The 15,677-nt window shown below is 43.1% G+C and carries 7 protein-coding genes; all 7 read left to right on the top strand.

Going from position 1 to position 15,677, the window contains the following annotated elements:
* Window positions 1-32 precede the first annotated feature (32 nt).
* The 7 genes from L0P89_RS16500 (at window position 33) to L0P89_RS16470 (ending at window position 15,670) form a co-directional block, all read left to right on the top strand.
* The gene (locus L0P89_RS16500; RefSeq protein WP_235266217.1) at window positions 33-1,013 is read left to right on the top strand and encodes a carbohydrate kinase family protein; all 981 of its coding nucleotides are present in this window, start codon (window positions 33-35) and stop codon (window positions 1,011-1,013) included.
* Between the two features lie 182 nt (window positions 1,014-1,195).
* Complete coding sequence (locus L0P89_RS16495) at window positions 1,196-3,985, top strand: triple tyrosine motif-containing protein (RefSeq protein WP_235266216.1); 2,790 nt, start codon at window positions 1,196-1,198, stop codon at window positions 3,983-3,985.
* A gap of 302 nt (window positions 3,986-4,287) precedes the next feature.
* Window positions 4,288-7,473, top strand: coding sequence for a glycoside hydrolase family 2 TIM barrel-domain containing protein (locus L0P89_RS16490; RefSeq protein WP_235266215.1), 3,186 nt, complete (start codon window positions 4,288-4,290; stop codon window positions 7,471-7,473).
* Window positions 7,474-7,485: 12 nt separating this feature from the next.
* A complete protein-coding gene (locus L0P89_RS16485; protein ID WP_235266214.1) occupies window positions 7,486-8,931 on the top strand; it encodes an Ig-like domain-containing protein in 1,446 nt (481 codons plus the stop codon).
* 18 nt (window positions 8,932-8,949) lie between these two features.
* Window positions 8,950-9,816, top strand: a complete 867-nt coding sequence (locus L0P89_RS16480) for a family 16 glycosylhydrolase (protein ID WP_235266213.1) — start codon at window positions 8,950-8,952, stop codon at window positions 9,814-9,816.
* A gap of 12 nt (window positions 9,817-9,828) precedes the next feature.
* Complete coding sequence (locus L0P89_RS16475; RefSeq protein ID WP_235266212.1) at window positions 9,829-12,126, top strand: PKD domain-containing protein; 2,298 nt, start codon at window positions 9,829-9,831, stop codon at window positions 12,124-12,126.
* A gap of 88 nt (window positions 12,127-12,214) precedes the next feature.
* On the top strand, window positions 12,215-15,670 hold the full coding sequence (locus L0P89_RS16470) for a hypothetical protein (RefSeq protein WP_235266211.1): 3,456 nt from the start codon (window positions 12,215-12,217) through the stop codon (window positions 15,668-15,670).
* Window positions 15,671-15,677 lie beyond the last annotated feature (7 nt).

The following is a 15,677-nucleotide window of genomic DNA, read 5'->3' as shown; positions in this document are numbered from 1 at the left end:
GTATTTTCTTTTTTTAAAACACCATCTTAGAAATGCTCAAATATAATGTAGCCGTTCTTGGCCCAATACCAAGAGATCATATTACCACCCACCATGGCGAAGTCATTGAAAAATATGGCTGTGCCACCCATACTGCCATAGGCATTTCAAAGCTTTTGGGTGATAAGGGCTCGGTACATCTTGTTTCACATGTACGAAAACGTGATGAGGATGCGGTGAAACAGTTATTGGCCCCATACTCGAATTTGAACGTTGACCATATTACTTCAGATGCCGATCAAGGCGATGTCATCAAGTTGCGTTTCGTAGATCAAAACAAACGTTTAGAGAAGCAGACAGGGTTCATGAACCCCATCATCCCAGAAGATGTCAAAGACCTCATGCATTGTGAGGTGTTCGTATGCGTGCCCATTACCGATTATGAGGTACCACTTGAAACGTTGAAGTATATCAAAGAAAACAGCAACGGTAAAATTATTTTCGATGCTCATGGCCCGACCAATACACTGACCATTACCGGTGATCGCCTGATTCGTTTTTGGGTGGATCGCGATCAGTGGCTTCCGTATATCGATGTGCTCAAAATGAATTTAGAAGAGTCTATGTGCTGTTGGTTTGAAAAGGAATATAATGTTGAAGACCTTACTGAGTTCGAGACCCATTCAACGGACCATTTGCCGAAACTGGCCGAACATGTCTTGGATAGGGGAGTGGAATCGCTCATCGTGACCCTGGATGCCGAGGGAGGAGCCGTCTTTTTTAAGGAAGATGGCAAAATTCGTCATGAAATGGTAAAGTCGGTCAAGGTAGAACATGTCATCGATACCACAGGTTGCGGTGATTCTTTTGCCGGTGGGTTGGGTTTCGGATTGTTGGAAGAACCTACCAACTACATTAGGGCGGCTAAGTATGCCAACGCTTTGGGGGCCCTGAGAACACAGGGAAGAACTTTTGAGGTATTTAAAACACAAGAGGAGACCGACGCCTTGATCATTGAAAACTATGGGGAATAAAAAGTTGCCCTAAATCAGATCGTACACTCAAGAATTGTCTTTGTTGGTGAACAATCGATGTTTCAGCAATTCATGAAAAACCGAAATATACTTGGCCCCATAAAGCGCTTACCATCCTTTTTTAATTATATCAGTTCCATGAAATAGCTTAATTTTAGATAGCTCTTAAAAACAATCATTTTTTGAGGTTCTATATTATCTTATTGTTTTTTGTTCCATTGAGTCTGATTGCTCAAGAGTTACCCCCGATACAGGTTTTTTATCCCTACGATTATAATGGAGAAAATCAGAACTGGGCGATTTCGCAGTCTTCAGAAAAGCTGATCTATGTAGCCAACAGCAAAGGGTTGATAGAATTCAATGGCGCCAGCTTCAAATTATATCCATCTATAAATGAGACCATTATGCGTTCGGTCAATGTCATTGATGACCGAATCTATACGGGTTGTTTTATGGAATTTGGCTATTGGGAAAAAAATGATCTGGGCATTCTAAAGTATACTTCTTTATCAAAGAAAATAGGTATAGACCTATTGGAAGATGAAGAATTCTGGAACATAATAGCGGTAGATGAATACATCGTTTTTCAATCGTTGAAACGAATTTATATCTATGATGTACGAGATGGTTCTGTAAGTACGATAGATTCGAAAAGCACGATTACTAAAATGTTCAAAATTGGTCAAGGCATCTATTTTCAAAGAATGGGTGAGGGCGTGTTTAAAATTGAGTCAGGTAGAGACATTTTGGTTTTTGACGATGAGATTGTCAAAAAAGACGAAGTCATTCAGTTGTTTGGAAATGAAAAAGACGTAATGGTCCTCACAAAACAGAATGGTTTTTATAGACTGAGCGATGGTTCTTTGGTTCAGTCAAAGAATTTCCCCAATGACCTATTGTCAAATCTCAGTCTATATGACGGTATTCAATTAAAGGATGAAAGTTATGTCTTGGGTTCCATATCCAATGGTATGATCCATCTAAGCAAAGAAGGGGAACTGCTCTTTCAAATAGACCAGAATACAGGGTTGTCGAACAATACCGTTCTCTCTGTTTTTGAAGATGCCGATAGTAACATATGGCTAGGGCTTGACTATGGTATAAGCTATGTGAATTTAGATGCGCCCTATCGGGTATTTGATGATACCAATGGTATTCTGGGCAGTGTATATGTATCGGCAATTCATAATGACAATCTGTATTTGGGAACAAATCAAGGGCTGTTTTATAAGCCATTTGATGGTTCAGATGATTATCGCTTGATATCAGGTACCCAAGGGCAGGTTTGGTGTTTGGAAGAAATCGATGGTACCTTGTTTTGTGGGCATAATACCGGTACATTTTTGATCAGGGATAATAAGGCCCAAAAAATAGCGTCCGTACAGGGTACTTGGCAGATAGCTAAGCTGGCAGATAGACCAAACTTGTTGCTGCAGGGCAATTATGATGGATTGTATGTTCTAGAAAAGTCGAATGGTTCTTGGAAACTTAGAAATAAGATAGAAGGGTTTGCTAATTCATCAAGGTATTTTGAGACGCTCGGCAATAAAATCTTTGTGAACCATGAGTACAATGGTGTTTTTGAAGTAGTGGTCGATGACACTTTTTCCAAAGCGGGGAAGGTCACCATCGATACCTCGATAAAAGGTTCCAATTCAGGCCTTGCGATGTATAATGGTGATTTGTTGTATGCCTATAAAGATGGAATCTTTACCTATGATGATGAGAAATTTGTTAGGGACAGTCTCTTAAGTAACATCTACGACGAACATGAATATGAATCGGGCAAATTGCTTGTCGATGAAAACGATAACAGACTGTGGGTTTTCAGCAAATCAAATATAAATTATGTATCCCCAGTAGGGTTGACCAATACATTGAAGATTAGAAGTGTGCCCCTGACCAAAGAAGTGAGAAATGGTATTTTGGGTTATGAAAATATCATGAAACTCGATGATAGGGGAAATTATTTGCTCGGAAAGACCTCAGGGTATTTCATTATGAACACCAATGAGGTAAAACCCAAGAAATTTCATGTTCATATCAGTGAGGTAAGCAATTGGGCCATTAATACCAATAAGAGCTTTTTCGATAAGAAGCTAGAGGGCAGTTTTGACAACGATGAAAATAATCTAGAGTTCTCTTTTTACGCCCCTGAATACAACAAATACATCAATACCCAATACCAATATCGGTTAGAGGGAATGTACGATGACTGGAGTGATTGGTCAGAAAAAGCAACCGTATTGTATGAGAATTTGCCATTTGGTGATTATGAGTTTCAAGTGAAAGGAAAAATAGGCAACGCCCTATCAGATAACACAGCTTCATATTCCTTTAAGGTGGCAAAGCCCTGGTATCTTTCCACCTTGATGATTTCCCTTTATGCATTGGGGGCCATATTGGGTTCGATCATGATTCACTATTCATATAAACGGCATTACCATAAACGGCAACAAAAATTGATTGAGCGCAATAAGCGTGAGATGGAATTGGCCAAGGCCCAAAATGAAAAGGAAATCATCAAAATAAAAAATGAGCAGCTCAAAACAGATTTTAAGAACAAGAGCAGCGAATTGGCCGCTTCTACCTTGAGTATCATAAGAAAGAACGAATTGCTCTCAAAAGCCAAAGAACAACTTTTATCGTATGCAGAGGATAAAGATTCAGTGAAGCCCATCATCAATATTATTGATAAAAGTCTCAACCAGAATGATGACTGGGAACTGTTCAAAGAAGCATTCAACAATGCAGACAGAAAATTCTTGAAAAAGTTAAAAAAAGCACACCCGAACTTGTCTCCCAATGACATACGGTTATGTGCCTATCTGCGGTTGAACCTATCCTCTAAAGAAATAGCGCCATTGTTCAATATATCTGCACGCAGTGTTGAGATAAAACGGTACAGACTTCGAAAAAAAATGAACTTATCGCATGATGCCAATCTTGTGAACTACATCCTTAAACTGTAGATTCTGTACATTCTTCAGCCAATACCTCAACAATACCTATACAAATCTAATTTTTCGACAAAAAGCGAGCAGCTCCATGGTCTGAAAACTCCTGTATAAATCGGTTCCTTGCCAATGTGTCAACAAACCGCTCTTTTTTTTGCCATGTATATTTTTTGTTGAGGTGTTTTTTATGGGGTTGATATTTTTTTAAGATATGTTTAGAGATGCGAAAAAGGGGAAGACGTTGGTGTCTTTTTCACATCTCAAAAATGGGCACGATGCTTTCCTTTATCGAACAACAAACTTTAACTCAAACTATTATGAAAAAAAATTTGCTGAGATTACTTCTCTTTTTGTTTGTGGCCGGAATCTATGCCCAGACAGACAAGGTGGTCGTGGTAGACGAAGGAGAAGGCCAAAAGTTGGTGGTCAACGGTAAGGATTTCATGATCAATGGTATGAACTGGGATTACATACCCATTGGCACCAATACCGTGAATGCCAAATTTTGGGAAAAGTCAGATGATGTCATCAAAGCCGGTCTTGATACCGAAATGTCCCTGTTAAAAAATATGGGGGTCAATGTTATTCGCCAATATACAGGTGTTCCGGCAAAATGGATCAAATACATCTATGAGAATTACGGGATCTACACAATGCTCAATCACTCCTTTGGTCGATATGGCTTGACCTTGGATGGTGTTTGGACACCGGTCACTATTTATGATGACCCCAAAACCGCAGAGTTTTTAATGACGGAAATCGAAAATTTGGTACAAGGCTACAAAAATACGCCTGGGCTTCTGATGTATCTGTTGGGCAACGAAAATAACTATGGGTTGTTCTGGGCCGGGGCCGAAACCGAAGATTTTCCCGATGATGAAGGTAGAATACAATTTATAGGGGAGAGCAGGGGACGGCCTATGTACAGATTAATGAACGAGGCGGCCAAAAAGATGAAAGAACTGGACGCCAACCACCCCGTGGCCATTTGTAACGGAGACGTCTTGTTCATAGACATCGTTGCAGATGAATGTGAAGATGTGGATATCTATGGAACCAACACCTATCGCGGGGTTTCATTCGGTGATATGTTTCAAGTGGTCAAAGACAAATTGAACAAGCCCGTTATGTTCACTGAGTTCGGAGCCGATGCATTCAATGCCATTGAGAACAAGGAAGACCAGTTGTCACAGGCCTATTACATGGTGGGCAATTGGAAAGAAATATATGAGAATGCTGCTGGCCTTGGCAAAGCAGGCAATTCCATTGGAGGGTTTACTTTTCAGTTCAGTGATGGTTGGTGGAAATTTGGTTTTGACGATAGAAAAAATGCCGATGTGCATGACAACAATGCTTCATGGTCTAATGGTGGCTACGCACGTGATCTGGCAAAAGTGGGAGCCAATAACATGAACGAAGAATGGTTCGGTATCTGTGCCAAGGGCGCTACAAATCCAAGGGGGCTTTATGACCTATATCCCCGTGCCGCCTACTATGCACTGAAAGAGGCCCATCAAGTGGATCCTTACGGTGAAGGGGTGGACCTAAATTTTGTACAGAACCACTTTGATAACATCGAATTGATGGATGCCGTATTGAAGGCTCGGGGTGACAAAGCGGCTTTGCAGGGAGAGCAAAGTAACTTGCTTAGAATTAGCAACCTTCAGGCCAAGTTTGCCACCTTTAGTACCGGCGGCAGTCTTATAACAACTCCCGATACCCCAAATCCAGACGACCCGAATACGTTCCCCAATCAATTGGGATTTGACCATTTGCAGTCGTACTTCGTTGGAGTGGAAGGAAATCCGGCCCCGAACATGCGGGCAGAGGTTAATGTCAACGTTGTCGGAAACGTGGCACAAAACCCCATCAATGAGATTTTTTATGAGAACAATGCCCGTCCGATCGATGTGAGTACCGATCAGGGAGATGTGGTTGTTTCAGATGTAAATAGGGTACGGGTGTACCAAGCTGAATTTGAATGGAATGCAAAAGAGTTCGATATAAGGGGCTTTTATAGAACCGGGCATTACCACTGGGGGTATGAAGGAGACTTTTTTGGCTTTTATCCTGAAGCCAATTATGGTCCGAACCTCGATATCTATAATGGAGAAATACTAGGAGCGGAACTTGACGGCAAAGGTGTGTTGAAAGGCTTGAAAGTAGCTGTGGGGCCGCAGTTGTGGTGGGGGGCCAATCCGACCATGCTCTTCAAGTACAAAAGGCATATTGGCAAGTTTGATATTACCGGTATCTATCACAGGGACTTTGAAACCGATGTCGTTTTAGATGAAAACGGCCGCCGTGTTTTAGATGTCAACCAAGTACGTAGTGGTGTCATTCCACCTTGGCCCACTGAAAGGGCCTCTATCGCCATCGAACGTGAGTTTGGCAAGTTTGGCATCACATTGGGCGGTGTTTGGGCAGGTAGCCCATTGAATGGCATCGCCTTTCAAGACGTCACCGGAACCCCGGGTGATTATGTGGTTTTTGAAGATAGAATCCAGTCAAGCGATAATTGGGGAGGAAAGGCAAAGATTACCTATGAGGGTGGAAAATTCAATTGGTATGGCCAGGCGTCGGCAATGGGCCTAATTGCAAATGGCGGTGCCGACCAAACACTCACCTTTACGGGTTGGAAACTGAGAGATACCGGAAGCGGTAATGTTACCAGTGTGTTCTCAGGATTTACTTTTGCTGCGGGAAATTTTCAGATCGCGCCCAATTTTATGTGGCAAAAACCACTGGTTGAGGCCATGCCACAAGATGTTCAAGGCCCTGGGCGATTGCGGAATATTATTGATGATCCTTTCTCCGTTCGGGCGAACCGTGAAACCACAGCTGGGGAGATACTTTTCACCTATGACCCTACACCAGGTACTTGGATGTATGAATGGGACAATGACAGGGCCGAAGATGCCAAGTTCGCCATGAATCTGGGCTTTGTATACCGTCACCTGCCCACGACCATGGATGCCCATATCGGTTTCCAGGCCGATCGTACGTTCTTCGCCTTTCCCAATTCAGCACCAGCGCAAGACCTTTGGGAGGTTCATTCTAGAATGGTCTCAAAAATTGGCCCGGACCTAGGCATTATCGGTAATTTTTACTACGGTAACGGACAAGGAAATGGAGATTCACAACGATTGATCAATCGTTTTGGCGGAGACGTTCGAATGATCTACAAAAACTTCAAGCTGCGCTACGAACAAAAAATCAATGATTGGGGTCCATTTGACTACCATCGAGACTTCAACTTGACCTACCCGGTACAATTGATGTTGGATATATCGACCACCTTGGGCAAGCCCGATTGGTTCATTTTGCCAAGTACACAGGTGGGCATACGTGGCATATGGCGATCGCTGAATGAATTCTCACCGAGATATTTACCAAATGCCGGGGAAGGATCTTCAAATGAGCCCACGATAAGTCCGGTCGGGTTTGACAACGGCAACGAATGGGAAATCATGACCTATATACACATCAATATTGGGAAATAAAAAGATTGAAAAATGAAAAATTCTAAATATATCAATACACGTTTTGTACTTCTTTTTGGCTTGACGCTCATTGCTTTTTCAAGCTGTGAAAGAGACTTTTCAGATGATGTGGAGTTTGCCACCTTCCCGCCGAATGGCGATGTCTTCATCGATACTTTTTCTGCAGGATTGGACTATTTTCCCTTTGTGGACGGTGGTGCTGACCCTGAAGCTTTTAGCGTAGATACCGACGAGGCTTTTGCGGGCAGCGCATCAATGCGATTTGATGTGCCCGCTTTTGGCAATGGTTTTGTAGGTGCTGCTTTTAATACAACGGCTAATAGAGATGTCTCTGGTTTTGATGCGTTAACATTTTATGCCAAGGCATCCAAAGCGGCAGACATTAATGAAATAGGATTTGGTATCGATGGTAGTACCAACAATAAATTTCAGGTGACGATGCAAAATTTGCTGGTCAGTACCCGATGGGAGAAATATGTGATTCCGATACCGGATGCCTCAAAGTTAAATAACCTAACAGGCTTGTTCTGGTTGGCCGAAGGTGCAGAGAATGAAGACGATGAAAGCGGATACGTTCTTTGGTTCGATGAAATCAAATTTGAAAAATTAGGTACGGTGGCTCAGGCTAGACCTGCTATTTTGAACGGTGCCGATGTAGCACAAGAAGCCTTCTTGGATATCCCGATTACATTGACCGGTCTCACCCAGACGTTCAATGTGGGCTCAGGAGACAATGTAACGGTATTGGTAAAACCTTCTTATTTTGATTTTGAATCTTCAGACAATGCGGTTGCCACTGTAAATGAGTTGGGGGTCGTATCAGTATTGGCGATTGGTGAGGCCAATATCACGGCTACTTTGGCAAATGTTGCCGCTGCTGGTTCTTTGCAGTTGAACGTATTGGGGCCCTTTGACTTTGCGCCCATTCCGCCAGCACGAAACCCTGAAGACGTGATTTCGATATTTAGCGATTCGTACAACAATATAAATGTTGACTTTTTTAATGGATTTTTTGGTGGTTCCACGACCCTTGGCGGGGCAATAGCGGTTGCCGACCAAAGCGTTATTCGCTATACCAATCTAAACTTTGTGTCGGTAGAGTTTTCCAATCCAACCGTAGACGCCACCCAAATGACCCATATTCATGTTGATGTAAAAATTGATGAGGCCCTTGATGCGGGCGATGCGTTGACCATCGAGCTGGCTGATTTTGGCGCCAATGGGGTCGCCAACGGTTTGAACTCTGATGATTCGGTCGGTGCAGCAACGCCCATTGACGATTCACAATTGGCAAGTGGTGAATGGGTCGGTATAGACATACCGCTTACCGGCTTTTCCAATGGAACGGGTGGAGGATTTACAGGCTTGACCAGTACCAGTAACCTTGCACAGGTAAGCTTCGTTTCAAGTACTATTTCAAATATATCAGTTGACAACATATACCTCTACAGAGAGTAGGGACAAAAAAATGCAAATATGAATAAGACATCGAATTATAAAAGAATTGGAACATCTCTTTTTTGTTCAGCATTATTTGTGGTCACAGTGGTTTTTTTAGGCTGTGAGACCGATGATGAGCAGATGGTAACTACGTTGACCACCCTAGTTTTAGCTGACGAATTTGATTCTGACGGCGCACCCGATCAAAGTCTTTGGGCCTACGATATTGGTAGAGGGCCCGATGGTGATGGCTGGGGCAATCAAGAGCTACAATATTATACAGATCGTTCTGAAAACGTAATTGTAGAAAATGGAGTATTGCTGATTACCGCCCGTGAAGAATCTTTTGAAGGAGCCCAATTTACCTCTGCAAGATTGTTGACCAAAGACTTGTTTGAGCAAAAATATGGAAGGTTTGAAGCTCGAATTCGTTTGCCTTGGGGTCAAGGTATTTGGCCCGCATTTTGGATGTTGGGCGCAGATATTGATGAAAACCCATGGCCAGGAGCCGGAGAAATTGATATCATGGAATATAGGGGCCAAGAACCTTCTGTACTGATTGGAAGCGTTCATGGTCCGGGATACTCGGCCGGAGAGGCGATTTCTAAAGAGTTTACCCTTGAAAACGACCGCTTTGATACGGGGTTCCACATTTTTGGTATTGAGTGGGGTCCTGAATTTGTAAACTTCTATGTTGATGATGTACTGTACAATCAAATTACCCCAGAAGATGTAACAGGTCCTTGGGTTTTTGACAAGCCTTTCTTTATTCTGGTGAATCTTGCGGTAGGGGGCACTTTTGTAGGTATGCCCAATGAAGAGACCGAGTTTCCACAAACCATGATAGTGGACTATGTGAGAGTATATGAATATGAGAGAGTATTTGATAATAAACTAAACTAACTTCTATAAAAAATGAGACTAGTACCAATTAAAGCCAGAATTCTTTTCGTCATGATTTTGGCCATGTCCTTTTTAGGATGTGAAGACGATGACGATGCCAATAAACTTCCTGAGATCATAGCTAGATTTACGCAAACGTTCATTGAAGACTCGGGTACCGTAACATTTATCAATCTGTCAGAAAATGCAGATTCATTTGAATGGAATTTTGGGGATGGAACCACATCGACTGAAATCGACCCGGTAAAAACCTATGAAACGGGTACCTACACGGTTACGCTCACTGCTTCAAACAACGCGGGGGCTTCCAGTACTTTTGAAGACCAATTGGTCATTGTGGTTCCAGAATCGATTACCACACCGATTACCTTTGACGATTCGAATGTAAATTACGATGTGGGTACGTTTGGTGGGGCGGCTTTTGAAATTGTGGCCAATCCAGCACCTGGGGGGTCCAACGATGTTGCATCGCAAGTAGGGGCCATTACCAATATTGGGGCCGAGTTTGAAGGCATCTTTTTCAATTTGGGAATGCCTTTGGATTTAACGGATGACAAGACCGTCACCATGAATTTTTGGTCAGATGCACCCATAGATGTGTTGTTGAAATTGGAAGAGGGAACCGGTACCGATACAGAAGTTACGGCAAGTCATGGCGGAACCGGCTGGGAGATGATTTCCTTTGATTTCACTTCTTCTGACAGTTTTTCTAGACTGACCTTATTTGTTGATGGCCCAGGTACCACGGCAGGTACTTTCTACATTGATGATGTTGAGCAAGTAGAAACCACATCGGGCGGTAATATGGGCGGTTCCATTGAGGCCTGTGCCGGCGGTGAACTGGTGAACGACTTCGAAGCGTCCGACGACAGCATCTTCAGCAATTTTGGCGGCGGGGTCGGTACGATCATCGACAATCCCGACACTTCGGTGAACATGAGCGCCAAAGTGGGGCAGTATGTCAAGAATGCGGGCGAGGTCTTCGGGGGCATCACCATTGAGGTCGACCCTGACATCGATTTCGACTCGGGCGTGTTCTCAATAGACGTGTACTCGGTAGCCGTGAGGCAGCTCCTGTTCAAGTTGGAGGGGCTGAACATCGAGGTGATCGTTCCAACGTCCGGAACGGGCTGGGAGACCATCACCTATGACTTTAGCGCCGTGGCGGGCAATATGGGCGCCGTCACCGCCATCACGCTCATCATGGACAACGGCACTGCGGGCGACGGCAGCGCTGACTGGACCATACAGTTCGACAACATAAGGCTGTGCAGCAACGAAAGCTCGGGCGGGGGCAATACACTAGAGGCCTGTGCCGGTGGTGAACTGGTGAACGACTTCGAAGCGTCTGACGACAGCATCTTCAGCAATTTTGGCGGCGGGGTCGGTACAATCATCGACAATCCCGACACTTCGGTGAACATGAGCGCCAAAGTGGGGCAGTATGTCAAGAATGCGGGCGAGGTCTTCGGGGGCATCACCATTGAGGTCGACCCTGACATCGATTTCGACTCGGGCGTGTTCTCGATAGACGTGTACTCGGTAGCCGTGAGGCAGCTCCTGTTCAAGTTGGAGGGGCTGAACATCGAGGTGATCGTTCCAACGTCCGGAACGGGCTGGGAGACCATCACCTATGACTTTAGCGCCGTGGCGGGCAATATGGGCGCCGTCACCGCCATCACGCTCATCATGGACAACGGCACGGCGGGCGACGGCAGCGCTGACTGGACCATACAGTTCGACAACATAAGGCTGTGCAGCAACGGAAGTTCTGGAGGAGGTGGATGCTCCGGTGGCCCCACTATGGATGTTACCGCCTTTCCGGTAGACTTTGAAAACTGTGAAGGGTTCAATGAATCTTTTGGTTCATTGCAGACTAAGGAAATTGTTGACAATCCCGTTTCTGGTGGTATCAATACCTCTGACAAAGTATATCAATTTACAAAGCCTAGTGGTGCCGACGGATTTGGTGGTTTTCAGAATGTATTTGCTACGGGTACATTTACCAACAATTCTACCATTACCTTTAAAATATATAGTACATTGCCCAATCAAGAAATACGATTGGAGATTGTCGCTATACCCAATGATGGTGGTATGATTGGTAATCCAGCGCCGTATAACCAGACCCTGACTTCGGCCAATGAGTGGGTAGAAATGTCTTTTGATTTATCTGCCAATGCATTTCCAAACAGCATGGACGAAACCGTATACACCATGTTAGTCGTTAAACCTGGTAATATTGACGGAGGCAATACACCGGCAGACGTGACCTTTTATGTAGATGACTTCGCCATTACGGCGAATTGAAAATAAGGTTTAATAAAGGGTCGATGCATATTTGTGTAGCGACCCTTCATTGCTTTAATCATTGTTCAAATCGAATCGAATCAAATCAATGTCTGGAAAGGATATTTATATAGGCAACTCAAAAATCGAGACGGCTAAAAAGGAAATCAAGGGCCAACAGGTTCAGTTTGAAGAAGAAGACTATTACAAGATCTCAAACTATGATGCCATGCGCCCTTTCTTCATGAGCATTGTGAGCCATTCAAATCATTGGATGTTCATCTCGAGCAATGGCGGATTATCGGCCGGTAGACAAAACGCTGAGTCGGCTTTGTTTCCGTACTATACAGATGATAAAATAACAGAATCAGCCGATATAACAGGCAGCAAGACCATACTTAAGGTACAGGCCAAGGGAAAAGTCTTCTTGTGGGAGCCTTTTTCAGATACATATCCAGGTATCTATGAAATCCATAGAAATCTTTACAAAAACAGCTATGGCAACAAAATTGTCTTTGAAGAAATAAATGAAGATTTGGGCCTGACCTTTCGCTACCATTGGAACGCTAGCAGCAGATTTGGTTTTGTAAAGAAATCGACCCTTGTCAATAACGGCGAAGATGAGGTCAAAATAGCGGTTCTGGATGGAATTCAGAATATCATGACCTATGGTGTGGCTTCGGCATTGCAAAATGCAAGTAGCAATCTTGTAGATGCCTATAAGAAAAACGAGCTTGAAACCGATATAGGTTTGGGCATTTATGCCCTCAGTGCAATCATCGTTGATAGGGCAGAGCCCAGTGAAGCGTTGAAAGCGACCACGGTTTGGTCAACAGGTTTGGAAAAAGCAAAACACTTGCTTTCTTCCATGCAGTTGGATGCTTTTAGGGGTGGACGGGCAATTGAGCAAGAAGTGGACATCAAAGCCGAAAAGGGAGCTTATTTCGTAAATGCGGATGTCAGTTTAAAACCAAATGCCGAAAAGCACTGGATGTTGATCGCCGAGGTAAATCAGTCAAAAGTTGATATGGCCGAGATTTCCCATTTGATCAAAACAGAAAAGAACCTTTTTGGTCTTATCGAAAAGGATATTCAAAAAGGCTCTGAAGAATTGTTAAGGTTGAATACTGCTGCAGATGCCATACAACTGACAGCAGATAAAATGAGGGATACACGGCATTTTTCAAACGTACTCTTCAATATCATGCGTGGAGGTATTTTTGATAACGGCTATGAAATTGAAAGAACAGATTTTCGCAACTATATTGAAAAGGCAAATAAAAAAGTTTATCAGCGCAAGAAGACGGCCATAGAAGAACTTCCCGACAAATTTTCGTGCAGTTTTTTGAAAAAATGTACTGAAGATAGCCAAGATGCCGATTTCAAAAGACTGGCTTGTGAATACATGCCCTTGAAATTTAGCAGAAGACATGGCGATCCAAGCCGTCCATGGAATAAGTTCTCGATCAATACCGAAACAGATGACGGCAAAAAGATTTTGGATTATGAGGGCAATTGGCGCGATATTTTTCAAAATTGGGAAGCCTTGGCGCACTCTTATCCAGTCTTTATTGAGAGCATGATCTTCAAGTTTGTCAACGCGACCACTTTTGATGGCTATAACCCATATCGGGTGACCAAGGGCGGTTTTGATTGGGAAACCATAGAACCCGATGACCCTTGGTCATACATCGGTTATTGGGGAGACCATCAAATTATTTATCTCCTAAAATTTTTAGAATTTATTGAAGACCATTACCCCAGCAAATTGGCGACATATTTCAATGAAAATATTTTTGTGTACGCCAATGTGCCCTATAAAATAAAAGACTACGGGGATATTCTTAAAGACCCAAAAGACACTATTCTCTTTGATGCTGAACTCGATGATGAGATCAATAGGGAAAGAGGACAAATAGGTGCCGATGCAGCCTTGTTGAAAGATGCCCATCAATCGATCCATCATGTAAACCTGCTTGAAAAATTACTGGCCACGGTTTTGGCGAAAGTGTCCAATTTGATACCCGAGGGAGGTATTTGGATGAACACCCAAAGACCCGAATGGAACGATGCCAATAATGCCTTGGTGGGCAATGGTATCTCTATGGTCACCTTGTACTATCTGAGAAGGTTTTTAAAGTTCTTTGAAGATTTGGTTGAAACAATACCAAATGATGGCTATTATCTTTCAGAAGAACTCATCTTATTTTTCAATAATGTAACCGATGTACTTATCAAAAACCAATCAATTCTTTCCGGTAAGGTTTCTGACACGGATAGAAAAACTGTGGTGGATGGATTGGGAAATGCTGGTAGCCAGTACAGAAACACAATTTATAAAAAGGGTTTTAGTGCCAATAAAACAACCATTACAAAGACAGATGTGCTGAAATTTGTTCAGGTTACCCGGCAATACTTAGAGCATAGTATAGATGCCAACAAACGCCCTGACAACCTATATCACGCCTATAATTTGATGACGGTCGAGAATGATACGGAAGTTTCCATTTCATATCTATCAGAGATGTTGGAAGGTCAGGTGGCGGTACTTAGCGCCAAATATCTGTCGGGCAAAGCTTCTCTCGAAGTCTTGGATGCACTCAAGAACAGTACACTTTTTAGGCATGATCAGTATAGCTATATTCTATATCCCAATAAAGAACTTCCCCGTTTTTCGCGAAAGAACAACATACCATCGGCCAATATTGCAGAATCAGATTTGGCAAATCGGCTTCTAGAAGATGGGAATACAGAAATAATAGAGAAAGATATTGATGGGGGTTATCATTTCAATGGAAATTTCAACAATGCCAATAGCTTAAAAGAGGCCTTGGCACAATTACCTGAAAAATATGGAGATCTCGTAAAAAAGGATGCCCCATTGCTATTGCAAGCTTTCGAGGAAGTTTTTAACCACAAGGCCTTTACAGGGCGATCGGGAACGTTCTTTGGCTATGAAGGGCTGGGCTCGATCTACTGGCACATGGTTTCTAAGTTACTTCTTGCTGTTCAAGAAACCTGTTTGAGGGCGATTGATGAAAAGGAAAATGAGGAGATCATAGGTCGGTTGCTAGAACATTATTATGAAATCAATGAAGGCATAGGGGTGCATAAGTCGCCTGAATTATATGGTGCTTTTCCTACGGATCCCTATTCCCATACCCCTGCAGGAAAGGGAGCCCAACAACCGGGAATGACAGGTCAGGTAAAAGAAGATATCCTTAGTCGCTTCGGTGAACTGGGCGTTTTTGTAAAGGGCGGCAGATTGATTTTCAGTCCGCACTTGTTACGAAAAGAAGAGTATTTACAGCACGCTAAGACCTTCAAATACACTAACGTTAAAAAAGAAGTGCAAAAAATTGAATTGGAAAAAGACGCTCTTTGTTTTACCTATTGTCAAGTGCCGATTGTTTATGAATTGGGAGAAAGGGAGGGCATAAAAGTAGATTTCCATGAAAATACGACGCTTGAATTCGACAGCCTTGAACTCGATGCTGAAACAAGTGCCAAAGTTTTGAATAGAACTGGAGCAATCGAGAAAATAATCGTATCCTTCAAAAAATAGAAATAGG

The sequence above is a fragment of the Muricauda sp. SCSIO 65647 genome (assembly GCF_021534965.1).
Taxonomy (GTDB): Bacteria; Bacteroidota; Bacteroidia; order Flavobacteriales; family Flavobacteriaceae; genus Flagellimonas_A.
This window is presented reverse-complemented; position numbering and strand designations above follow the sequence as displayed.

Bases quoted from the DNA above. Each gene is read 5' to 3' on its own strand.
- L0P89_RS16500 (WP_235266217.1), top strand. From the start codon at position 33: ATGCTCAAATATAATGTAGCCGTTCTTGGCCCAATACCAAGAGATCAT.
- L0P89_RS16475 (WP_235266212.1), top strand. From the start codon at position 9,829: ATGAGACTAGTACCAATTAAAGCCAGAATTCTTTTCGTCATGATTTTG.
- L0P89_RS16485 (WP_235266214.1), top strand. From the start codon at position 7,486: ATGAAAAATTCTAAATATATCAATACACGTTTTGTACTTCTTTTTGGC.
- L0P89_RS16490 (WP_235266215.1), top strand. From the start codon at position 4,288: ATGAAAAAAAATTTGCTGAGATTACTTCTCTTTTTGTTTGTGGCCGGA.
- L0P89_RS16480 (WP_235266213.1), top strand. From the start codon at position 8,950: ATGAATAAGACATCGAATTATAAAAGAATTGGAACATCTCTTTTTTGT.
- L0P89_RS16470 (WP_235266211.1), top strand. From the start codon at position 12,215: ATGTCTGGAAAGGATATTTATATAGGCAACTCAAAAATCGAGACGGCT.